This window comes from Streptomyces sichuanensis (assembly GCF_020328095.1).
GTDB lineage: Bacteria > Actinomycetota > Actinomycetes > Streptomycetales > Streptomycetaceae > Streptomyces > Streptomyces cinnamoneus.
Genome location: NZ_JAIXMK010000026.1, coordinates 18982 through 41118 on the forward strand (window position 1 = coordinate 18982; position 22137 = coordinate 41118).

The window sequence follows — 22137 nt, forward strand, 5'->3', positions numbered from 1 at the left end:
CCGGCGGCACGGGGCGCTCCGGGTGTTCATGGAACGGCAACAACCTTCCACCATTCGGACGGTTGGCGGTCATGACCTGGACAGATCATCGCGCGCGCTGCCAGTCTCCCGCCATGCCCGTCGCCAACCAGCCCAGACGCCTGGCCGCGACCCTCGCGGTCCTCCTCGCCGCCGTCGCCGGCTGCGCCCCGCAGGACGACACCGACTCCGCCCAGCCGCCCCGCACGCCCGGCGCCAAGGCCGCCGCGTGCGCGAAGGGGCGGCTCGCCACCCGGACCGCCGGAAAGCTCACGGTGGGGACCGACAAGCCCGCCTACGCCCCCTGGTTCCAGGACGACGACCCCGCGAACGGCAAGGGCTTCGAGTCGGCCGTGGCGTACGCCGTCGCCGACCGGCTCGGCTACGCCCGCACCGACGTGGTGTGGCAGACGGTGCCCTTCAACACCTCCGTCGCCCCCGGCGCGAAGAAGTTCGACTTCGACATCAACCAGGTCTCCGTCAGCGACGAGCGCCGCCGGGCCGTCGACTTCTCCTCCGGCTACTACGACGTGCGGCAGGCCGTCATCGCGCTCAAGGACTCCGACGCCGCCAAGGCGACCTCGGTCGCCGGGCTCCGGCAGGCCCGTCTCGGCGCCCAGGTGGGCACCACCAGCCTCGACGTCGTCAACGACCTGATCAAGCCCGACCGGCGGCCGGCGGTCTTCCAGAAGAACGACTACGCCAAGACGGCCCTGAAGAACGGCCAGGTCGACGCGATCGTGGTCGACCTCCCGACGGCCTTCTACATCACCTCCGCCGAGGTGCCCGAGGCGAAGATCGTCGGCCAGTTCGACCCGAAGGACGTGAAGGGAGCCGGCGGGGGCAGAGCCGAGCAGTTCGGGCTCGTCCTCGACAAGGGCAGCCGCCTCACCGGCTGCGTCAGCGACGCCGTCGACTCGCTGCGCAAGGACGGCACGCTCGGCCGGCTGGAGAAGCAGTGGCTGTCCGACACCGTCGGCGCACCGGTGCTGTCATGACGGCCGGGGACGCGACGCCGAAGCCGGCCGCTGCACCGCAGCCGCAGGACACGCCGCCGCGCGTGCCGGACGCACGGAAACCGTCGGGGAACGCGCGCAAGCCGTCCGCGGACGCCCCGGCGGACGACGGCTACACCCCGTCCGCGCGGCGCGTCGAGCGCGAGGCGTTCAAACGCGCCCGGGCCCGCCGGGCCACGGCGGTCGCGGCCGTGAGCACCCTGGTCACCGGCGTCGTGCTCTTCCTCGTCGTGGTCAACTCGCCCGGCTGGCCGCGCACCCGCGAGACGTTCTTCAGCCCGCACTACGCCCGCGAGGCCCTGCCGGAGATCCTCGACGGGCTCTGGCTCAACTTCCGGCTGCTGGTCGTGTGCGGTGCGGCCGTGCTCGTCCTCGGCATGCTGATCGCGGTCGCCCGCACCCTGCGCGGCCCGGTGTTCTTTCCCCTGCGGGCGCTCGCCACCGCCTACACCGACTTCTTCCGCGGGCTGCCCCTCATCATCTGCCTGCTGATGGTGGTCTTCGGCGTCCCCGCCCTGCGGCTGCAGGGCGTGACGACCGACCCGGTGCTGCTGGGCGGCACGGCACTGGTGCTCACCTACTCCGCCTACGTCGCCGAGGTGTTCCGGGCCGGCATCGAGTCGGTCCACCCCAGCCAGCGCGCCGCCGCCCGGTCGCTGGGGCTCGGCAGCGGGCAGACCCTGCGCTTCGTGGTGCTGCCGCAGGCCGTGCGGCGGGTCGTGCCGCCGCTCCTCAACGACCTGGTCTCCCTCCAGAAGGACACCGGGCTGGTCTCCATCGCGGGCGCGGTCGACGCCGTCTACGCGGCACAGATCACCGCGAGCAAGAGCTTCAACTACACCCCGTACGTCGTCGCCGGACTGATCTTCGTGGCGCTCACCGTCCCCATGACGCGGTTCACCGACTCGGTCACCGCGCGGATGGACCGCCGCCGGGCCCAGGGAGGGATCGTATGAGCGAGCAGCCGGTGCTGCGCCTGGAAGCGGTGCGCAAGACCTTCGGGGGCACGGTCGTCCTGCGCGACGTCGACCTGGAGGTCGCCCCGCACACCGTCACCGCGCTGATCGGCGCGTCCGGGTCCGGCAAGTCGACGCTGCTGCGGTGTTCGAACCTGCTGGAGGAGATCGACGACGGCGCGATCTTCCTGGACGGCGAGGAGATCACCGACCCGCGCACCGACCCGGACGCCGTGCGCCGCCGCATCGGCGTCGTCTTCCAGGCGTACAACCTCTTCCCGCACATGACCGTGCTGGACAACATCACCCTCGCCCCCCGGCGCGTGCACGGGGTGCCGCGCGCGGAGGCCGAGGAGCGGGCGCACGAGCTGCTGGGACGGCTGGGTCTGGGGGGCAGGGCCGGCGAGTACCCGGACCGGCTCAGCGGCGGCCAGCAGCAGCGCGTGGCGATCGTCCGCGCGCTGGCGGCACGCCCCCGGCTGCTGCTGCTCGACGAGATCACCGCGGCTCTCGACCCGGAGCTGGTCGGGGAGGTCCTGAACGTCGTGCGCGACCTGAAGGACGAGGGCATGACCATGGTCCTGGCCACGCACGAGATGGGCTTCGCCCGCGACGTCGCCGACCAGGTGTGCTTCCTGGACGGCGGCGTAGTGCTGGAGCGCGGCACGCCGGCCGAGGTCTTCGGCGATCCGCAGCAGGAGCGCACACGGCACTTCCTGCGGCGGCTGGTGGAGGCGGGCAGACTCTAGGGTCCGCCCGGCTCCACCGGCCGGGGCTGCGGCGCTAGCCGGCCAGTTCCTTGACGAGGAGCTCGAACTCCAGGTCGTCGCGCTGCGGGATGCCGAACCGCTCGTCGCCGTAGGGGAACGGGCTCATCTGCCCGGTGCGCCGGTAGCCGCGCCGCTCGTACCAGGCGATGAGCTCGGCGCGCTGCCTGATCACGGTCATGTGCATCGCGGCGGCGCCCCACTCGGCGCGGGCCGTCCGCTCGGCCTCCGCCATGACGCGCTTGCCCAGACCGCCGCCCTGGGCCTCGGGGCGGACCGCGAACATGCCGAAGTAGACGTGGTCACCGCGGTGTTCGAGGTGGCAGCAGGCGACCGGCTCGCCGTCGTGCTCGGCCACCAGCAGCCGGCTGTTGACGTCGGCGACCAGGGCCGAGACGCCCTCGGCGTCGGTGCGCTGGCCCTCCAGGAGATCGGCCTCGGTCGTCCAGCCGGCGCGGCTGGCGTCGCCGCGGTAGGCCGACTCGACCAGCTCGACCAGGGCCGGCACATCGGCCGGGGAAGCCTGCCGGAAGGTCGGCTCCGTCCGGCGGCCGGTGGTGGTCTCCATGTGCTCCGGGGTCCTCTCTCCGTGCGGTTCCGTGCGCATGTACGACCCTAACGGAGGAGGTGTGCGTACAGTCGCGGGCATGGTGCACGTACTGAGCAGCAGGGTGTTACTGAGGCCGACGGACCCGGAGCGGTCGCGGGAGTTCTACGGCGGGAAGCTGGGGCTCGCGGTCTACCGCGAGTTCGGCACGGGCCCCGAGCGCGGGGTCGTCTACTTCCTGGGCGGCGGCTTCCTGGAGGTCTCCGGCCGGTCCGCTTCGCCGCCGGGGCCGGGGCTGGAGCTGTGGTTCCAGGTCGCGGACGCCGCCGCGGCGCACGCGGAGTTCCTGCGCCACGGCGTGGAGGTGCTGGAGCCGCCGGAGAAGAAGCCCTGGGGGCTGATCGAGATGTGGATCGCCGATCCCGACGGGGTGCGCATCGCGGTGGTGGAGGTGCCCGAGGGGCATCCGATGCGGTACCGGCCGGGCATCTGACGCAGCGGCCCCGCGCGTCCGGAGGCGCGGGCCCCCCGGGCATGCGCGGCCGTGCTCCCGCGCTGCGCCGGAGCACCGGCAGCGGGGTGCGTGCTCCCCCCGTGCGCCCGTGCGCTCCCGTGCGATGCGGCTGCCGCGGGCATCCTCCGGGGGTGGATGCGCTCCGGGGAGGTGTGCCGTGCACGGACCGCCGCTGATCGGCTGGCTGCTGGTCGGGCTCTGCACGGCGACCGGCGCGTACTGCCTCGTCAGCACGCGGGCCGGCGCAGCGGGGGAGCGCCGGGCCGCGGCGGGCGATGCGTTGATGGGGCTCGGCATGGCCGCGATGGCCGTTCCGGCCGCGGCCCTGGACACCCGGCCCTGGGGACAGGGCCTGCTCGCCCTGGTGTTCGCCGGGGCCGGGGTGCGCACGCTGATGGCGGCCCGGCGGCAGCCGGAGGCCCATCACGTGCATCACGCGGTGGGTGCGTTCGCCATGGTCTACATGGCCCTGGCGATGGTGGGCTCCCCCGCGGCCGTGCACGCGGGGCACGCGGCGGCGGCCCGGGAGCCGGCCGGAGTCCCGCTGCTGACGGGTGTGTTGCTGGCGTACTTCGCGGTGTACGTCGTGCGGGGGGCGGCCGGCATGGTCCCCGCGGCGGCGGTCCCCGGCGGCGAGACGGCATGGGAGGGACGCGGGCGCCGGGCCCGGCCCGAGCTGACGCACGCGTGCCGGCTGTCCATGGGCATCGGGATGCTGACGATGCTGCTCACCATGTGAGCGAATCCCGGCTCGCGTGCGATGCGTCACTTCGCCGACGGGAACGTACCGGCCGCGCCGCCGCGCTCATAGGCTGCTGACCATGATGGTCCCGCTCGCGCTGCTGGCCCTCGCTGTCCTGGTCGCGGCCATGGCACCGCGCATGCTGACCCGCGCCGACTGGCCCGATCGTGAACCCGTGCTGGCCCTGTGGGTGTGGCAGTGCGCCGTGGGCGCCGTCCTGCTGTGCTGCGGGCTCGCGATGGCGCTGAGCGGCGCGGCCGCCTGGGAGGCCGTGCGCGGCAACGTCTTCGCGCCCGCGCCGCACGGCGTGGTCGAGGCGTACGCGCTGACCGCCTACGGCTCGTGGGCGGCCCCCCTGGCCGTCGCTCTCGCGGCGGGTGCCCTCTGGACCGCGGCGATGCTCACCCGTGAGGTCCGCGACGCCCGGGCCCGGCGCCGCCGCCGTCGCGCCGACCTGCTCGTCCGCTCGCCGCGCCTGCCCGGCGAGGAGCGCGGCGCGGAGCGGCTGGTGGTCCTGGAGGGCGAGCAGCCGGACGCCTGGGTGCTGCGGGGCGGCGGCGCGCCTCAACTGGTCATCACCACGGCGGCGTTGCGCCGCCTGAAGGGCTTTCAGCTGGACGCGGTGCTGGCGCACGAGCAGGGCCACGCCCGGGCCCGACACGACTGGCTGCTGCACTGCTCGGCGGCGCTGGCCAACGGCTTCCCGCAGGTGCCGGTGTTCGCGGCCTTCCGCGACCAGGTCCACCACCTGGTCGAGCTGGCGGCCGACGACTGCGCCTCCCGCCGCTTCGGCCGGATGACGACCGCCCTCGCCCTCGTCGAACTGAACGAGGACCGGGGGGTGTTCGGCCCGTGCCCCTCCCCGCTGTCCCGGGTCCCGGACCGCGTCCACCGGCTGCTGACCCCCGCCCCCCGCCTCACGGCGGCCCGCCGCCTGCGCCTGACGGCCACGGCGGCGCTGGTGCCGTTCGTACCGCTGCTGGTGACCTTCGTCCCGGGACTGCGGGCCCTCGGCGGCTGACCGGCCGCGCCGGTGGCGGTGCCGGGCGTGGTCACCGGCCTCCGGAGACGGCAGAGTGCTGCCATGAGCAACCTCGATCTTCACCCCGCACCGGCCCTGTGCGGCGGCCGGCACGACGTCACCGCCCGCCCCGTGCGCGAGCTGCTGCCCGCCAAGGACGTCCGGCTCGGCGAGTCCACGATGGTGCGCCGGCTGCTGCCGAACCTCGGCCGCCGCATGGTGGGTGCCTGGGCCTTCATCGACCACTACGGCCCCGACGACATCGCCGACGAGCCCGGCATGCAGGTGCCCCCGCACCCGCACATGGGGCTGCAGACCGTCAGCTGGCTGCACGCGGGAGAGGTGCTGCACCGCGACAGTCTCGGCAGCCTGCAGACGGTGCGGCCGGGTGAGCTGGGACTGATGACGGCCGGTCGGGCCATCAGCCACTCGGAGGAGTCCCCGCGCGAGCACGCCCCTCTCCTGCACGGTGCGCAGCTGTGGGTGGCGCTGCCGGACGCGCACCGGCACACCGCCCCGACGTGGGAGCACCACGCCGGACTGCCGCAGGTGACGGGCGGTGGCGGCATCCGTGCCACCGTCCTGATGGGCGAGCTGGACGGTGCGCCCTCCCCCGCGACCGCGTTCACGCCGATCGTCGGCGCGGACGTCACCCTGCCCGCGGGCTGCGAGGGGCGGCTCCCCGTGCAGCCGGACTTCGAGTACGCGGCGCTGACCATGTCCGGCGAGGCCGAGGTCGACGGGGTGCGGCTGGCACCGGGATCGATGCTCTACCTCGGCTGCGGACGGTCCGAACTCCCACTGCGGGCCGACGTGGACAGCGCGTTCATGCTGCTGGGCGGCGAGCCCTTCGAGGAGCGGATCGTCATGTGGTGGAATTTCGTGGGACGCACCGGCGAGGAGATCGCCGCGGCACGCGAGGCGTGGACGGCCGGGGAGCGCTTCGGCGCGGTCCACGGCTACGAGGGCGCCCGCCTGCCCGCCCCCGCCCTGCCGCCGGTGCCACTGAAGCCGCGCGGGCGGGTGCGCTGACCCGCCCGCCGGGGCTTGCGGCGTCCCTCGCCGGCCGTTCCGTCGCCGGGCCGGCCCGGCTGGGTCCCGCTCCCGGACGACCTACGGGGCTTCGCCCTCCCGTGCCGCTCCCGCCCAGGACCGCAGTGCGGCGCGGTCGGCGAACCGGGCCACATTGCGGTCCAGGCCCCCGGCCCAGCTGTACTGGTGGAAGGTCCACGGATGCTGTACGGCCGGGTGGCCGGCGGCGTGGCCGGGGTCGGCTATCCACAGGCCGTCGCCCGCGTTGCTCGTCGTGTCGCGGTTGAACCAGTAGTCCCGGTTGCAGTACAGCACCACCCGGTGCCCGCGCGCCTTGGCGCGCACGTGGGCGAGCCAGCGGTCCTTGTCCGGGCACCACACGTCGGGGTGCTCCCAGTCGAGTGCCAGGACGTCGCCGGCGCGTAACGCGATCTTCCCGAGGAAGTAGTTGCCCTGTGCCGACATCGAGCCCGGTGTGACGTAGTGGTAGTAGCCGACGACGAGCCCCGCCCGCCGGGCGCGGTCGCGCTGGACGACCCACTTGGGGTTGGTGTACGACGTTCCCTCGGTCACCTTGACAAAAACGAAGTCCAGTCCCTGGAGGGGGTAGTTCTCGCTGTTGTGGCTGCTGACGTCTATGCCGTGGAGCATGCCGGCCTCCTTCGAAACTGCGCACGACAGGCGTCCGCAGTATCGAGGGGAACGGGCGAGGCTGCGAGGGGCGCGGCCTCAGATCTTCTGCGGCTCGGCCAGCGGGCCCGGCCGGCGGGGCGCCGGGAGGTGCGGGCGCCGGCCGCCCCCGGCCGTGCGCAGGGCCAGTGCGGCCAGGGCCTCGGGTGCCCCGGCCTGGCCCCGGATGCCCGGGAAGGCGTTGATGTCGACGATCACGGGCTCTCCCCCGGCGTCGAGGAGGTCGACGCCGTAGACGTCCAGGGCGAACACCTCGCCCACGCGCCGGACGACGTCCAGCCACCCGTCGGGCAGCTCACCGGTCCCCAGCGAGCGGGTGGTCTTGTCGGGGACGGCCGTGGCCAGCTCGGAGCGGCGCAGTCCGGCGAAGATGTCGTCGGCGACGGCCCAGAGCTTGTGGTCCCAGCCGTCGTTGGGCGTGAAGGGCTGGATCACCACCGGCTCCTCCGGCCACTGTGCGGCCAGCGAGCGCAGGCGGACGACGTCGTCGACGCGGGCGACCAGGTCGTCACGCCGGCTGCGCCGGCTCTTGACCACCACGGGGCCCGGCAGCTCCTTCTCCGCCGCCGCGAAGCGCGACAGGGACGCCTCGGTGCGGGTGTCCACGAACGGCAGCCCGGCGCGCCGGGCGACCTCGGCCATGGCGGTGCGGTCCTGGCACAGCTCGGTGGCCGCGGAGGAGTTCAGCACCGGAGCCCCGTGCTCCTCCAGGAAGCGGGCGTAGGCCAGGGCTCGCGGGGTGCGCGTCTTGAGCAGGTAGACGTCGGCGAGCGCCGTGGGGTCGGGGAAGCCCTCCGTCGCCCCCGGGTCGGTCCATTCGACGGTGTGGCGTGGCGTCAGCAGGGCCGTGGTCTCGGCGAGCAGCGGGTGGCCGGGGTCGGGGGTGAGCAGGCAGATCCTCATGCGCTGCCGCCGGCGGCCCGGGCCTGCGCCGTGAGCAGGGGGTGCGGGCCGGGTGCCGGTCCGGTTCCTCCCCCGCCCGCCAGCCGCAGGATGGCGCGCGACACCTTGGCCACGGCGTCGGGCACCTGACGGAAGCTGGGGAAGTCGTTGACGTCGACGACGACCGGGCCGTCGGGGCCGAGGACGATGTCCACCCCGTACAGGTCGAGGCCGAAGGCGGCGCCGACCTCGGCGGCGATGGCCGCGATCCCGGGGTCCAGCGGTACGTTGCGTTCCCGGGCGGGGTGGTCGGGGTGCAGGGGGCTGCGGCGCTCGGTCGCGTACAGCTCCCCGTCGACGCAGTAGACCTTCAGGTCGACGCCCGTGTTGGGCACGTAGGGCTGGGCGATGAGCATGCCGTCCGGGTGCCCGTCGGCCGGTGCGGGGGCCGTCAGCCGCTCGGCGTCCGGTACGAGCCGGACCGCGCGCCCCGAGCTGCCGTCGGCGGGCTTGACGACGAGCGGGTAGGCGCTCGCCGGCAGCCCGGCGAACTCCTCCGCACGGGCGGCCGCGTAGGTCGGCGGCACCGGCAGGCCACGGCCCTCGGCTATCACGGCGGCGAGGGCCTTGTCCCGTACGCCCCTGATGGAACGGGCGTCGTTGACCGTGGTCAGGCCGACGGTCGCGGCGGCCTCCAGGAGCGTCAGCCCCGGGCCGCCGGACACGGTCTTGAGCACCCACGCGTCGTGGTCCCCGGCGCGGACCACCTCCGAGAGGCGCATCAGCGAGCTGCCCGGCCGCAGCACGTCCACCCGGTGACCCCAGGCGGTCAGTTGGCGGATGACGTCCACCGGCATGCCGTCGTACCGGTACTGCTCCTCCACCAGGAAGCAGAGTCTCATGTGCTGCATCATCCTCGATATCCCGGACATCCGCCGATGCGCCCGGCGAACTGTGACGGCTCAGGATGTCATGGCGCCGGGTCGGCTCCGTACCCGGCGGCCGGTGCCCGCGGGCCGGGCGGACGGAACGCTTCCAGGAGTCGCTCGGCGGCCAGGCCCGCCGTCAGGGTGCCCTCGCGCACCTGTTGTTCGAGGCCGGGGCCCAGGCGGCGCACGTCGGGGTGGTCGCGGAGCTCCGTCAGGAGCTGCTCGCGGACCATGGTCCACACCCAGTCGACCTGCTGCCCGCGGCGCCGTTCCTCCAGCGCGCCGGTGGCCTGAAGTACGCGGCGGTGCTGCTCCACCCGCTCCCACAGGACGTCCAGGCCGGTGTTCTCGCGGGCGCTGCAGGTGAGCACCGGGGGGTTCCAGGCGGCGTCCGGGGACTGCATGAGGCGCAGGGCGCCGGCCAGTTCGCGGGCGGCGGCCCTGGCGTCCCGTTCGTGCGGTCCGTCCGCTTTGTTCACGGCGACGAGGTCGGCCAGTTCCAGGACGCCCTTCTTGATGCCCTGGAGCTGGTCGCCGGTGCGGGCGAGGGTGAGCAGCAGGAAGGTGTCGACCATGCCGGCGACGGCCGTCTCGGACTGGCCGACGCCGACGGTCTCCACCAGCACGACGTCGTATCCGGCGGCCTCCATCACCACGATGGTCTCGCGGGTGGCCTTGGCGACCCCGCCGAGCGTTCCGGCGGTGGGCGAGGGGCGGACGAAGGCCGCGGGGTCGACGGCGAGGCGTTCCATGCGGGTCTTGTCGCCGAGGATGCTGCCGCCGGTGCGGCTGGAGGAGGGGTCGACGGCGAGCACGGCGACCTTGTGGCCGAGCCCGGTGAGCATCGTGCCGAGGGCGTCGACGAAGGTGGACTTGCCGACGCCGGGCACGCCCGTGATGCCGATCCGGCGTGCCGCACCGGCGTGCGGCAGCAGGGCGGTCAGCATGCGCTGGGCGAGCGCCCGGTGGTCGGAGCGGGTGGACTCGACGAGGGTGATGGCGCGGGCGACGGCCGCCCGCTTCCCGTCGAGCACGCCCTTCACGTAGGCGTCGATGTCGATCGCGCGGGCCATCAGGGGAGCGGCCTCACAGCTCGTGGCCGAGGACCCCGGCGAGGGTCTCCAGCAGGTCGTGGGCGGCGTCCGGGATGACCGTTCCGGGTGGGAACACGGCGGCGGCGCCCATCTCCCGCAGAGGCTCGACGTCCTGCGGCGGGATGACCCCGCCGACGACGATCATGATGTCCTCGCGGCCCTGTTCCTGCAGCTGCTCCCGCAGGGCGGGGACGAGCGTGAGGTGGCCGGCCGCCAGCGAGGAGACGCCCACGATGTGCACGTCCGCCTCGACCGCCTGCCGGGCGACCTCGGCCGGGGTCTGGAAGAGCGGGCCGACGTCCACGTCGAAGCCGAGGTCGGCGAAGGCGGTGGCAATCACCTTCTGGCCGCGGTCGTGGCCGTCCTGGCCCATCTTGGCGACCAGGATGCGCGGCCGCCGGCCGTCCTCCCGCTCGAACGCCTCGACCAGCGCACGGGTGCGCTCCACTCCGGACGACGGTCCGGCCTCCTCGCGGTACACACCGGCGATCGTACGGATCTGCCCGGCGTGCCGCCCGTAGACCTTCTCCAGGGCGTCGGAGATCTCGCCGACGGTGGCCTTGGCGCGGGCCGCGTCCACCGCGAGGGCCAGGAGGTTGCCGTCGAGCCCCCGGCCGGGGCCGGCCTCGGCGGCCCGGGTGAGGGCGTGCAGCGCGTCCTGGCAGGCGGCCTCGTCGCGCTCGGCCCGCAGCCGCCGCAGCTTCTCGATCTGCTGGGCGCGCACGGAGGAGTTGTCGACCTTGAGCACCTCGATCTGCTCGTCGCTGTCCACCCGGTACTTGTTGACGCCGATCACCGGCTGCCGGCCGGAGTCGATGCGGGCCTGGGTGCGGGCGGCGGCCTCCTCGACGCGCAGCTTCGGGATGCCCGCGTCGATGGCCTGGGCCATGCCGCCGGCCGCCTCGACCTCCTGGATGTGCTGCCAGGCGCGGCGGGCGAGGTCGTGGGTGAGCCGCTCGACGTAGGCGCTGCCGCCCCAGGGGTCGATGACCCGGCAGGTCCCGGACTCCTGCTGCAGCAGCAGCTGGGTGTTGCGGGCGATGCGGGCGGAGAAGTCGGTGGGCAGGGCCAGCGCCTCGTCGAGGGCGTTGGTGTGCAGCGACTGGGTGTGCCCCTGGGTGGCGGCCATGGCCTCGACGCAGGTGCGCGCCACGTTGTTGAAGACGTCCTGGGCGGTCAGCGACCAGCCGGAGGTCTGCGAATGGGTGCGCAGCGAGAGCGACTTGACGTTCTTCGGCTCGAACTGCTTGACGAGGCGGGCCCACAGCAGCCGGGCGGCCCGCAACTTGGCGATCTCCATGAAGAAGTTCATGCCGATGGCCCAGAAGAACGACAGCCGGGGCGCGAAGGCGTCGACGTCCAGTCCGGCGCCGAGCCCGGCGCGCAGGTACTCCACGCCGTCGGCGAGGGTGTAGGCCAGCTCCAGGTCGGCGGTGGCCCCGGCCTCCTGGATGTGGTAGCCGGAGATGGAGATGGAGTTGTAGCGCGGCATCCTCTGCGAGGTGTACGCGAAGATGTCGGAGATGATCCGCATCGAGGGCCGGGGCGGATAGATGTAGGTGTTGCGGACCATGAACTCCTTGAGGATGTCGTTCTGGATGGTCCCGGCCAGCTGCTCGGGCGGTACGCCCTGCTCCTCGGCGGCCACGATGTAGAGCGCCAGTACGGGGAGCACCGCGCCGTTCATCGTCATCGACACGCTCATGCGGTCCAGCGGGATGCCGTCGAAGAGCTGCCGCATGTCGTAGATCGAGTCGATGGCGACGCCCGCCATGCCGACGTCGCCGGTCACGCGCGGGTGGTCGCTGTCGTAGCCGCGGTGGGTGGGCAGATCGAAGGCGACGGACAGTCCCTTCTGGCCGGCCGCCAGGTTGCGGCGGTAGAAGGCGTTGGACTCCTCGGCCGTGGAGAAGCCGGCGTACTGCCGGATGGTCCAGGGCTGGTTGACGTACATCGTGGGATAGGGGCCGCGCAGGTAGGGCGCGATGCCCGGGTAGGTGCCCAGGAAGTCCAGCCCGTCGAGGTCCTCGGCGGTGTAGAGCGGCTTGACGCCGATGCCCTCGGGCGTCTGCCAGAGCAGGTCCTCGACGCTCTTGCCCGTGCTCTCCTTCAGGGCTGCGCGCCAGGCGGCGGCGTCGGTGGTGCCGGCGTCGGCCGGTCCGAGGTCGATGCCGGAGAAGTCGGGGATCGACATCACGCCACTCCCATGCGGTCGAGAACGGAGGTGAGGACGGCGACGGCGTCGCCGCCGGCGAAGACGAACCCGTCGACTCCGGCACGCAGGTACGCCTCGCGCTGCTCGCCGACAGGCTTCCCCGCCAGGAGGACGTGTCCGGCGCCGGCGGCCTTGAGGGCGGCGGCGACGGCCTCGGCCTGTTCGGCGTAGAGCTTGTCGCTGGAGCACAGGCAGACGACCGTGGCGCCGCTGCGGGCGAAGGCGCCGGCGGCGGAGTCCGCGTCGACGGTGGCCGGTTCGTGGACGGGCTCGATGCCGCCGGCCTGGAAGAGGTTGGCGGCGAAGGTGGCCCGGCCGGTGTGGGCGGCGGCGGGCCCGAGCGCGGCGAGGAAGACCCGCGGCCGGGCGCCGGTGGCGGCCAGGTGGGCGTCGGAGCGGGCGCGCAGCGCCTCGTACGCCTCGTCGCGGCGCACGCGCGGCAGGCCGCCCGCGGGGGCGGCCGGGGCGGCCTCGCGGTGGACGGGCTGTTCGCCCAGATGGGGGAACTCGCTGACGCCGGTGATGGGTTCGCGGCGGGTGGCGAGGTCAGCGGACCGGTGGCGCCAGGTGTCGGCGAGCCGTTCGGCGACGAGGCCGGAGCGCAGGGCGGCGGCCTGGCCGCCGGCCCGTTCGAGCTCCTGGAACCAGGCCCAGGCGGCGTGCGCGAGCTCGTCGGTGAGCCGCTCGACGTACCAGGAACCGCCCGCGGGGTCGACGACGCGCGCCAGGTGGGACTCCTCCAGCAGGATGGAGGAGGTGTTGCGGGCGATACGGCGGGCGAAGGCGTCGGGCAGACCGAGGGCCTCGTCGAAGGGGAGGACGGTGACGGCGTCCGCGCCGCCCACCCCGGCGCCCAGGCAGGCGATGGTGGTGCGCAGCATGTTCACCCACGGGTCCCGGCGGGTCATCATCACCGCGGAGGTGACCGCGTGCTGGCGCTGGGCGCGAGCGGCGGGTGCCGCGCCGCTGACCTCGGCGACGCGGGCCCACAGCCGTCGTGCGGCGCGCAGCTTGGCGATGGTGAGGAACTGGTCGGCGGTGGCGGCGTAGCGGAACTCCAGCTGGGCGCAGGCCGCGTCGGTGCTCAGCCCGGTGGCGGTGAGCGCGCGGAGGTAGGCGACGCCCGTGGCGAGGGAGCAGCCCAGTTCCTGGGCGGCCGAGGCGCCGGCGTCGTGGTACGGCAGTGCGTCGACGGTCAGGGCGCGGATGCCGGGGCGCTCGCTCAGGCAGCGGGCGGCGAGGGCGGCGGCGGCCGCGAGGGGGCCGGCGGGGTCGGTGTCGCCGCCGGTGCGGGCGAGGGTGCCCAGCGGGTCGGCGCCGAGGTTGCCGTGGGACGCCTCGCGCGGCACTTCGCGGTCGTCGTGGAGGCCGAGCAGGCACGCGGCCGCGGTCTCGAACTCGGCACCGGCGTCGAGAACGAGGGGCGCCAGGTCGAGGTAGACGCCGTCCAGCGCGGCGGGCAGGGCGGCGACGGGCAGTCCGGCGGTGCCGACGGTCAGCCAGAGGGAGGTGACGCCGTTCTCCAGGTCGGCGAGGACGGCCTCGTTGGTGCGGCGCGGGTCGGGCCGGCCGTGGTGCTGGCGGACGTCCCAGCCGGTCAGTGCGGTCCCGGCCACGGTGCCGCCACGCACGAACGGCGGGAAGCCGGGGTGGCCGGCCGCGGGGGCGCCGTCGTCGGCCGTGTAGAGCGGGCGGGTGGCGAGCCCGTCCTGGAGTGCGGTGGCCAGCGCGTCCTCGGCCGCCGGTCCCTCGGCCACGGTGCCCGCTTTGCTCAGTACGCCTGCGACGAGGCGCTGCCATTGGGTGCGGGTCGCGTCCGGGAATTCGGCGGCCAGGGAGAAGCCGTCATCAGGCAGGACCGTCATGGGGGAAGGCTAGGGGAGCGGGTGCGCCCGGCAGCAGGGGAAACCGCTGTGACCTTGGCCTCTTCCTCAGCGGCCGCTGCGGGGCTGCTGCGGGGGCGGTCGGCTCAGCCCTGCGGCGCGCACGCCCGCGCGGGATCGTCGTGGGTGAGCACGCAACCGATGGTCTCTGCACGGTCCTTGCCGTAACGGGCGGTCAGCGCGTCCCGGAAGTCGGCCCACTGGCGGCGGGTGTCGGTGATGGCGGCGCGGACGGCGCGGTCGAAGTTGTCGGCCGTCCTGCCGCGGTCGGTGGTGGGCTTGCTCGTGGCGCCGGTGGCCGGGTCGATGAGGCCGTTGTCCTTGTTGAGGCCGGAGTGCTGGACGCGCTTGGAGCAGCCCAGGGGCAGCAGCGAGAAGCAGCCGGTGGTGAGCTCGCGGGGGACGTCCGCGGCCGCCGGCGGGCGGCCGGTGGACAGGGCGAGCAGCGGGGAGGGGGCGGGCAGGCCGAGGCCGGGCGGGTTGTCCTTGCCCAGGGGGCGGCCGGCGGCCGCCCGGTCGGCCCAGTTGCTGTGCGAGTAGAAGTCCTGCACGCCGTGCAGGGCGCGGCCGAGGCCCTCGATGGCCTCGCACTTGTTGCGGCCGGGCACGCCGAGGGTGAAGGTGCAGTCCTTGGCGAGGTCGCTCTCGCGGGGGGCGACGGTGCCGTCGGCCTTGAGGGTGCCGCCGGCGGCGTCGACGCCCTCGCGGAAGCGGCTCTGCAGCTTGGTGACGCAACGCTGGAGCTGCTTGGTGGCCTCTTCGCGGCTGCGCGGGTAGCCGGCGGCGGTGAGGAAGTCCGCGTTGTCGCAGTGCGCCTCGGGGGTGGCGACCTCGTCGGTGTCGGGGGCGCCGACGGCGCCGAAGGTTCCCTTGTGGCCCGCTATCTGGTCCAGGGAGCGGGGCTCGAAGCAGGTGCCGTCAGAGGCCCGGCCCGGTGCGCAGGCGAGGGCGGCGCGGGTGATGCGCTCGTGCTCGGCGTGCTGGCCGAGGGCGTTGACCGTGCCGAATGCCCGGGCGGCGGGCGCCTGGGCGGTGAGCAGCACGGCCGGGGTCAGGGCGGCGGCGCCCATCAGCAGCGTGGCACGGCGCATGGTGTGACGTCTGGGGTTCCCCACGGGGTTCTTCCGGCCTTTCCGACGGTTCGTCAGCGATGGAAGCGACAGTGGAACCGGAGAACGGCACATCGCGCAAATCGGGGCCGATTGCGGTCAGTCCGGATGGTGTCGGTCCGGTACGACGAATTCACACCATACGGACTTGCCGCCGCCGCGCGGCTCCACGCCCCAGACGTCCGCGAGCTGGTCGATCAGCAGCAGTCCGCGGCCCGAGACCTGCGACTCCCCCGGCTCCCGGCGGCGCGGCAGGGCGCTGGACTGGTCCTCGACCTCCACGCGTACGCGGCGTTCGGGGCCGGGGAGCATGCGGATGGTCACCACGGCGGCGCCGTCGGTGTGCAGCAGGGCGTTGGTGACCAGTTCGTCGGCGGCCAGCTCGATCTCGTCGGAGCGTTCGCGGGCGCCCCAGGCCCGTACCGCGGCGCGGATCATGTGCCGGCCGGCGGACAGGGCGTCGGGGTCGGCGGGGGCGATGTGCTGCTGGAGCTTGCCGCCGCCGGGGGTGGCCGCGCCCTGGCGGCGCAGCAGCAGGACGGCCATGTCGTCCTCGCCGACGCGCTCGCCCACCACCTCGCACAGCAGGTCGGCGAGGCTCTGCAGTTCGTAGGGGCCGTCGCGGACGATGCCGGTGAGCTGGTGCATGCCCTCGTCGAGGTCGGAGCCGGGGACTTCGACGAGACCGTCGGTGAACAGCAGCAGGGTCTCCCCCGGGTCGATCTCCACGGTGGTGACGGGGTAGTCGGGGCGGCCGAACTCCGCGGAGAGGCCCAGCGGCAGCCCGCCGGAGACGGGCAGACGGCGGCAGGTGCCGTCGGCGTGCCGGAGCAGCGGGTCTATGTGGCCGGCGCGCACCAGGTGGACGATGCCGGTGGCGAGGTCGGCCTCGGCGTAGGTGCAGGTGGCGAAGCGGTCGGTGTCGAGTTCGTGGAGGAAGGCGGAGGCGCGGGCCATGACGGTGGCCGGGGCGTGGCCCTCGGTGGCGTAGGCCCGCAGGACGATGCGCAGCTGGCCCATGACGGCGGCGGCGTGGGTGTCGTGGCCCTGGACGTCGCCGATGACGGCGCCGACGCGGCCGCCGGGCAGGGGGATGGCGTCGTACCAGTCGCCGCCGATGTCGCGGCCCATGCGGGCGGAGCGGTAGCGCACCGCGATGTTCGCGCCGGGGATGTCGGGGATGCGGCGGGGCAGCATGGACTGCTGCAGGCCCTTGGCGAGGTCGTGCTCCTGGTCGAAGAGCATGGCGCGGGCGATGCTCTGGGCGAGGCTGCTGCTCAGGGCGATGAAGAGGTTGCGTTCGTGCTGGGTGAAGCCGCGGGCGTCGCGGTAGAGGAGCCCGAGGGCACCGATCGGGCGGGCCTGGGCGATCAGCGGGAGGTAGGCGGCGGAGGCGATGCCGATGTCCTTGATCCGCTCCCACAGCCAGGGGTAGCAGGTGGCGAACTCCTCGCGGGATTCGATGAAGCGCGGGGTGAGGGTGCGGATGACCTCGCTCATGGGGAAGTTGTCGTCGACGCGGGTGTAGCGGGTGCCGGGGATGAAGTGCTCGGAGGGGCCCTCGGCCACCAGGTGAATGCGTCCGGAGTCGAGGAGACCGAGGACGAGCAGGTCGGAGCCGAGGTGCTCGACGGCCTGGGCGTCCTTGAAGAAGTCGATGACGTCCTGGACGGTCCGGGCGTGGCCGAGGGCGGCGGTGATCTTCTCCACGACGGTGGTCTGGTGGCGGTGCTCGACGTCCTGCAGCGGCGGGCCGGCACGGTCGAGTTCCTCGGTGGCGTCCCGGACGACGCCGACGATGCGCCGGGGGCGCCCCTCCTCGTCGCGCTGGATGCGGCCCTGGGTGTAGGTCCAGCGCAGGCTGCCGTCGTCGGTGCGGACGCGGTAGTAGGCGCCGTAGAACTCGCTGCCGTCCTTCAGGGCGCGGGAGACGAGGGCGTCGAGCCGGCTCGCGTCGGTGCGCGGCAGCCGGCCACCGAGGTCGGAGATGCTGCCGTGGTACGTGCCCGGAGGCACGTGCAGGATCTCCAGGGCCACCGGGTCCAGGTGGAGCCGGTCGTTGTCGAGGTCCCAGTCGAAGCTTCCGGTGCGGTTGAGGGCGAGGATCAGCTCCGGGCGAGCGGGCCAGTCGCCCGGTGCCGGTACGGCGGCAGGCGTCGCTCCCCGATCAACCATAGAGCCACTCTGCCACCTTTTGTCCGTTTCTTCGATGTGACTGCACGATCTGGAGGGGCGCAAGTGGTACGGATACCGCCATGGAGTGGTTCACGGCATCGGGGTACTGGCTGAGCCGGCTGGTCCTCCAGCGGGCGCTCGCCGGCGTCTACCTGATCGCCTTCGTCTCGGCCGCCCTGCAGTTCCGCGCCCTGATCGGCGAACGGGGCATGCTGCCGGTGTCCCGGTTCGTGGCGTACGCGCCGCTGCGCCGGGCGCCCAGCGTCTTCCACTTCCACTACTCGGACCGCTTCTTCGCCGCCTGGGCGTGGGGCGGTGCGCTGCTCGCGGCCGCGGTGGTGGCGGGCGCCGCGGACGCGGTGCCGCTGGGGGCGGCGATGGCGATGTGGGCGCTGCTGTGGGTGCTCTACCTGTCGATCGTCAACGTGGGCCAGACCTGGTACAGCTTCGGCTGGGAGTCGCTGCTGCTGGAGGCCGGCTTCCTGGCCGTCTTCCTGGGCAACGCCCGGACGGACCCGCCCGTGCTCGTCCTGTGGCTGATGCGCTGGCTGCTCTTCCGCGTCGAGTTCGGCGCGGGCCTGATCAAGATGCGCGGGGACGCCTGCTGGCGCGACCTGACGTGCCTGTACTACCACCACGAGACGCAGCCCATGCCGGGCCCGCTGAGCTGGTTCTTCCACCGGCTGCCCCGGCCGCTGCACCGGGTGGAGACCGGCGCCAACCACGTCGCCCAGCTGATCGTGCCCTTCGGCCTCTTCACGCCCCAGCCCTTCGCGAGCGTCGCCGCGGGCCTGATCATCGTCACCCAGCTGTGGCTGGTGGCCTCCGGCAACTTCGCGTGGCTCAACTGGCTGACGATCGTGCTCGCCTTCGCCGCCGTCGACGGATCGGCCATGGCCGCACTGTTCTCCCTGCCCGCCCACACGCCCCTGGCGGGCGCCCCGCTCTGGTACGAGGTCCTGGTGCTCGCCGTCACGGCGCTGGTGGCGGTGCTCAGCTGGTGGCCGGTGCGCAACCTGCTCTCCTCCCACCAGCGCATGAACATGTCCTTCAACGCCCTGCACCTGGTCAACACCTACGGCGCCTTCGGCAGCATCAACCGCAGCCGCTTCGAAGTGGTCGTCGAGGGCACCGACGAGGAGACCCTCAGCGGCGGGACGGTCTGGCGGGAGTACGGCTTCCGGGGCAAGCCCGGCGACCCCCGCCGGCTGCCCCGCCAGTTCGCCCCGTACCACCTGCGGCTCGACTGGCTGATGTGGTTCGCCGGCATCTCGCCGGGCTACGCGCGCGAGTGGTTCGGGCCCTTCGTCGAGCGACTGCTGACGGGCGACCGGGCGACCCTGCGGCTGCTGCGCCACAACCCCTTCCCCACCGCCCCGCCCACCCACGTCCGGGCGCGGCTGTACCTCTACCGCTTCACCACCTGGCGCGAGCTGCGCGAGACGGGCGCCTGGTGGCACCGGACGCTCGCGGGCGAGTTCCTGCCGCCGACGCGCCTGGCCGAACGCCCGTCCTGAAGGCGTGCGGGCCCCGGGGCCGTGGCGCACGGTGGTGGTGTGGAGGTGGGTGCCATGGAGGCCGTGGAGGCACTGGAGCGGATCGCGTTCCTGCTGGAGCGCGCCCAGGCCCCGACGTACCGGGTCAAGGCGTTCCGCACGGCCGCGGCGGTGGTCGCGGGAATGCCGGAGGAGGAGGTGCGGCGCCGGGCGGCCGGGGGGTCCCTGACGGACCTCAAGGGCATCGGCCCCAAGACCGCGGCCGTGGTGGCCGAGGCGGTGCGCGGCGAGGTGCCCGCCTATCTGGCCCGGCTGGAGGAGGAGGCCGGCGAGCCACTGGCCGAGGGCGGCCTGGCACTGCGGGCGGCCCTGCGCGGCGACTGCCACCTGCACTCGGACTGGTCGGACGGCGGCAGCCCGATCGACGAGATGGCGCGCGCGGCCCGGGATCTGGGCCACGAGTGGGCCGTCCTCACCGACCACTCCCCGCGGCTGACGATCGCCCGGGGGCTCTCCCCGGAGCGGCTGCGCGAGCAGCTCCGCGTGGTCGCCGGGATCAACGAGCGGCTCGGGGACGGCTTCCGGCTGCTGACGGGCATCGAGTGCGACATCCTGGCCGACGGCTCGCTGGACCAGGAGGAGGAGCTGCTGGAACAGCTGGACGTGGTGGTCGCCTCGGTCCACTCCAAGCTGCGGATGGACGCGCAGGAGATGACCCGGCGCATGGTCTCGGCGGTCGCCAGCCCGCTGGTGGACGTGCTCGGGCACTGCACCGGGCGGATCCTGGGGCACCGGCCGGAGTCGCAGTTCGACGCGGCGATGGTCTTCGCCGCGTGCGCCCGCTTCGGCACCGCCGTGGAGATCAACAGCCGGCCCGAGCGGCTCGACCCGCCGCGCCGGCTGCTGCGCGAGGCACTCGACGCCGGGGTGCTGTTCTCGGTGGACAGCGACGCCCACGCCCCCGGCCAGCTCGACTGGCAGATCCACGGCTGCGCCCGCGCCGAGGAGTGCGGCGTGCCGCCCGAACGGGTCATCACCACCTGGACGGCGGACCGTCTGCTGGACTGGGCCGGGTCGAAGTGAGCCCGCCCGCCCCGGCGCTCCCCCGGATCCGGCCGATGCTGGCCACCCCGGCGCCGCTGCCCGCCGAGGGCGAGGACGCCGCATGGGGCTTCGAGGTCAAGTGGGACGGGGTGCGCTGCGTCGTCGGCGCGCCCGGCGACGGGACGGTCCGCCTGGTCACCCGGGCCGGCAACGACACCACCGCCGCCTACCCGGAGCTGCAGGCGCTCGGCGAGCAGCTGGCCGGACGCCCCGCGGTGCTCGACGGCGAGGTCGTCGTCCTGGACGAGGCGGGGCGCCCCGACTTCGGTCTGCTCCAGCGCCGCATGGGGGTGCTCGACCCGCGCCGCGCGGCGCAACTGGCACTGCAGTACCCCGTCCGCCTGATGCTCTTCGACGTCATGCACCTCGACGGCGACTCCCTGCTCGACGCCGCCTACCGCGACCGCCGGGCCGTCCTCGCCGGGCTGGGCCTCGGCGGCCCCGGCTGGTCGGCGCCCGCCCATCTGGAGGGACACGGCCGGCAGGCGTGGGAGGCCACGCTGGGCAGCGGCTTCGAGGGCGTGGTCGCCAAGCGGTTGTCGTCCCGCTACACCCCGGGGGTGCGGTCACCCCACTGGCGCAAGACCAAGCACGTCATCACGCTCGACGTGACCATCGGCGGCTGGACGGAGGGGCGCGGCGCGCTCACCGGGCTGCCCGGCGGGCTGCTCACGGGCCTGCGGGACGCGGAGGGCCTGCGCTACACCGGCTCCGTCGGCTCCGGCCTGTCCGAGTCCGAACGCCGCGACCTCGCCCGCTACCTGGCGGTGCTCGCCCGCGCGGACTCGCCCTTCCGGGAGCCGGTCGACGTGACGGGCGCGCACTGGGTCGAGCCACGGCTGGTCGCGGAGGTGACCTTCACGGGCTGGACCCCGGGCGGACGCCTGCGCCAGCCGACGTGGCACCGCCTACGGCCGGACCTGACGGACCTGGGATGAGCCCCGGTCCTCAAGCGCCGGACTGGCTGATTTCAGCCCGTCCGGGGGCACCTCCCAGCGGTAGCTGGGGGGGGAGGGGCCGGGGCACCCCCACCGCTACGGCAGCGGCGCCCGGACCGCCTCGTCCGCCAGCCCGGCCAGCAGGTCGCCGTCCGCGGCGAAGCGCTCCAGGACCTCCTCCGGGCCGAACGCCAGATCACCCGGCTTCCGGCACCCCGCCACCTCCTCCCACGTGACCGGTGCCGCCACCCCCGGCCGCCCCGGCAGCAGTCGCACCGTGTACGGCGCGGCCGTCGTCTTCGCGCTCGCGTTCTGCGACCAGTCGATGAGCACCTTGCCCGTGCGCTCGGCGCGGACCATGGAGACGACCACCAGGCCCGGGTGTTCGCTCATCATGCGGCCGGCCAGGCGTTTGGCGTAGTGCCCGGCGGTCCGGCCGGACACAGCGGCGATGGGCGCGTACAGGTGGAGCCCCTTGGCGCCGGAGACGACGGGGAACGCGGTGAGTCCGTCGTCCGCGAGCAGCTGGCGCAGCCGCTCGGCCACCCGGCAGCAGACGACGAGGTCGACGCCGGCGCCCGGGTCCAGGTCCAGGACGAGGCGGTCGTGGGCGTCGGGGCCGGCCGCTGCCGTCCACTGCGGCACGTGCAGCTCGTACGCGCCGAGGTTCACCATGGCGATCAGCGCGGCGGTGGAGTCGATCATCACCTGTTCGGTGACCCCGTCCTTGTGCCGGACCGGCACCCGTGGCACCCAGGCGGGTGAACCGTTCGGCGGGGTCTTGGCGATCCAGCTCTCGCCGCCGGGGCCCTCGGGCGCGCGGACGAACGATGCGGCGCGGCCCACGGCGTACGGCAGCAGAGCGGGGGCGATCCCCGCGTAGTACTGCAACACCTGCGCCTTGGTGTGTCCCGAGGCGGGGAAGAGCAGCCGGTCGAGGTGGGACAGCGACAGCCGATGGCCCTCGAACTCCACCACCTGCCGCTCCGGAGAAGCGGACATAAGGTAG

The 22137-nt window shown here is 73.8% G+C and carries 20 protein-coding genes; 10 read left to right on the forward strand and 10 right to left on the reverse strand.

Annotation, left to right across the window (positions count from 1 at the left end; genetic code table 11):
• Positions 1-113: 113 nt before the first annotated feature.
• Genes LE181_RS10810 through LE181_RS10820 form a run of 3 tightly spaced genes read left to right on the forward strand, consistent with a single transcriptional unit; the run spans position 114 to position 2739 of the window.
• Positions 114-1016: an ABC transporter substrate-binding protein gene (locus LE181_RS10810; RefSeq protein WP_225661008.1), complete on the forward strand. Its 903-nt coding sequence runs from the start codon at positions 114-116 to the stop codon at positions 1014-1016.
• Entirely contained in the window at positions 1013-1990 is a 978-nt protein-coding gene (locus LE181_RS10815; RefSeq protein ID WP_225661009.1) for an amino acid ABC transporter permease, read from the forward strand. The genes LE181_RS10810 and LE181_RS10815 overlap by 4 nt, the downstream gene beginning before the upstream one ends.
• Positions 1987-2739, forward strand: coding sequence for an amino acid ABC transporter ATP-binding protein (locus tag LE181_RS10820; RefSeq protein ID WP_225661010.1), 753 nt, complete (start codon positions 1987-1989; stop codon positions 2737-2739). The genes LE181_RS10815 and LE181_RS10820 overlap by 4 nt, the downstream gene beginning before the upstream one ends.
• Positions 2740-2773: 34 nt before the next feature.
• Here LE181_RS10820 and LE181_RS10825 read toward each other — a convergent pair whose 3' ends face one another.
• Positions 2774-3325: a GNAT family N-acetyltransferase gene (locus tag LE181_RS10825; RefSeq protein ID WP_225661011.1), complete on the reverse strand. Its 552-nt coding sequence runs from the start codon at positions 3323-3325 to the stop codon at positions 2774-2776.
• Between the two features lie 79 nt (positions 3326-3404).
• On the opposite strand from LE181_RS10825, the gene LE181_RS10830 reads away from it, so the two are divergent.
• From LE181_RS10830 to LE181_RS10845, 4 genes are all read left to right on the forward strand, one after another.
• Entirely contained in the window at positions 3405-3797 is a 393-nt protein-coding gene (locus tag LE181_RS10830) for a VOC family protein (RefSeq protein ID WP_225661012.1), read from the forward strand.
• A 178-nt stretch (positions 3798-3975) separates the two neighbouring features.
• Complete coding sequence (locus tag LE181_RS10835) at positions 3976-4557, forward strand: DUF5134 domain-containing protein (protein WP_225661013.1); 582 nt, start codon at positions 3976-3978, stop codon at positions 4555-4557.
• Positions 4558-4639: 82 nt separating this feature from the next.
• On the forward strand, positions 4640-5581 hold the full coding sequence (locus LE181_RS10840; protein ID WP_225661014.1) for a M56 family metallopeptidase: 942 nt from the start codon (positions 4640-4642) through the stop codon (positions 5579-5581).
• 63 nt (positions 5582-5644) lie between these two features.
• Positions 5645-6613 carry a pirin family protein gene (locus LE181_RS10845; RefSeq protein WP_225661015.1) on the forward strand — a complete coding sequence of 323 codons (969 nt, stop codon included), beginning with the start codon at positions 5645-5647 and terminating at the stop codon, positions 6611-6613.
• Positions 6614-6694: 81 nt separating this feature from the next.
• On the opposite strand, the gene LE181_RS10850 is transcribed toward LE181_RS10845, so the two are convergent.
• From LE181_RS10850 to LE181_RS10885, 8 genes are all read right to left on the reverse strand, one after another.
• A complete protein-coding gene (locus LE181_RS10850; protein WP_225661016.1) occupies positions 6695-7264 on the reverse strand; it encodes a glycoside hydrolase family 25 protein in 570 nt (189 codons plus the stop codon).
• A 78-nt stretch (positions 7265-7342) separates the two neighbouring features.
• Positions 7343-8206: an ATP-grasp domain-containing protein gene (locus tag LE181_RS10855; RefSeq protein ID WP_225661017.1), complete on the reverse strand. Its 864-nt coding sequence runs from the start codon at positions 8204-8206 to the stop codon at positions 7343-7345.
• A complete protein-coding gene (locus LE181_RS10860) occupies positions 8203-9087 on the reverse strand; it encodes an ATP-grasp domain-containing protein (RefSeq protein WP_225661018.1) in 885 nt (294 codons plus the stop codon). Before LE181_RS10860 ends, LE181_RS10855 begins: the two co-directional genes overlap by 4 nt.
• Before the next feature lie 68 nt (positions 9088-9155).
• Positions 9156-10187 (reverse strand): methylmalonyl Co-A mutase-associated GTPase MeaB, encoded by a 1032-nt coding sequence (meaB, locus tag LE181_RS10865; RefSeq protein WP_225661019.1) that lies wholly within the window; start codon positions 10185-10187, stop codon positions 9156-9158.
• A 13-nt stretch (positions 10188-10200) separates the two neighbouring features.
• Positions 10201-12402 (reverse strand): methylmalonyl-CoA mutase, encoded by a 2202-nt coding sequence (gene scpA / locus LE181_RS10870; RefSeq protein WP_225661020.1) that lies wholly within the window; start codon positions 12400-12402, stop codon positions 10201-10203.
• Positions 12402-14288, reverse strand: coding sequence for a methylmalonyl-CoA mutase family protein (locus tag LE181_RS10875; RefSeq protein WP_225661021.1), 1887 nt, complete (start codon positions 14286-14288; stop codon positions 12402-12404). The genes scpA and LE181_RS10875 overlap by 1 nt, the downstream gene beginning before the upstream one ends.
• 104 nt (positions 14289-14392) lie before the next feature.
• On the reverse strand, positions 14393-15397 hold the full coding sequence (locus tag LE181_RS10880) for a CinY protein (protein ID WP_225661022.1): 1005 nt from the start codon (positions 15395-15397) through the stop codon (positions 14393-14395).
• A gap of 117 nt (positions 15398-15514) precedes the next feature.
• Positions 15515-17590 (reverse strand): SpoIIE family protein phosphatase, encoded by a 2076-nt coding sequence (locus tag LE181_RS10885; RefSeq protein ID WP_225661023.1) that lies wholly within the window; start codon positions 17588-17590, stop codon positions 15515-15517.
• Between the two features lie 80 nt (positions 17591-17670).
• On the opposite strand from LE181_RS10885, the gene LE181_RS10890 reads away from it, so the two are divergent.
• The 3 genes from LE181_RS10890 to ligD (LE181_RS10900) are packed head-to-tail and all read left to right on the forward strand — an operon-like array spanning position 17671 to position 21128.
• Positions 17671-19107, forward strand: coding sequence for a lipase maturation factor family protein (locus tag LE181_RS10890; protein ID WP_225661024.1), 1437 nt, complete (start codon positions 17671-17673; stop codon positions 19105-19107).
• 54 nt (positions 19108-19161) lie between these two features.
• Complete coding sequence (locus tag LE181_RS10895) at positions 19162-20169, forward strand: PHP domain-containing protein (protein WP_225661025.1); 1008 nt, start codon at positions 19162-19164, stop codon at positions 20167-20169.
• A gap of 35 nt (positions 20170-20204) precedes the next feature.
• On the forward strand, positions 20205-21128 hold the full coding sequence (gene ligD, locus LE181_RS10900; protein ID WP_225661026.1) for a non-homologous end-joining DNA ligase: 924 nt from the start codon (positions 20205-20207) through the stop codon (positions 21126-21128).
• Positions 21129-21224: 96 nt separating this feature from the next.
• Here the strand turns inward: ligD (LE181_RS10900) and ligD (LE181_RS10905) are convergent, their stop codons facing one another.
• Positions 21225-22130, reverse strand: coding sequence for a non-homologous end-joining DNA ligase (gene ligD, locus LE181_RS10905; RefSeq protein WP_225661027.1), 906 nt, complete (start codon positions 22128-22130; stop codon positions 21225-21227).
• Positions 22131-22137 lie beyond the last annotated feature (7 nt).